Raw genomic sequence first — 241 nt, forward strand, 5'->3', positions numbered from 1 at the left:
CTGCACCGGCTCCAGCTTGAGAATCAGCAGGGCGTTCTCCCCGGGTCCGGCCAGCTCGGCATAGAGGTACTCGATGCTCACATTCGTGTCCTCGAACACCGCCAGCAGGTCGCCCAGCGCGCCCGGATGATCCGGCACCTCCACGCCCACGACGTCGGAGAGCCGCGCCGTGTTGCCCAGCTCCTGGACGGCCTCCAGCGCCGCCTGCGGGTCGTCGGCGATGAACCTCAGAATGCCGAAC

General features: G+C 68.0%; 1 pseudogene. It reads right to left on the reverse strand.

Annotated features, from left to right (window positions below):
• Positions 1-241: pseudogene (locus BN358_RS26145) on the reverse strand (hypothetical protein); the annotation flags it as partial.

The sequence above is a fragment of the Sedimentibacter sp. B4 genome (assembly GCF_000309315.1).
Classification (GTDB): Bacteria; Bacillota; Clostridia; order Tissierellales; family Sedimentibacteraceae; genus Sedimentibacter; species Sedimentibacter saalensis.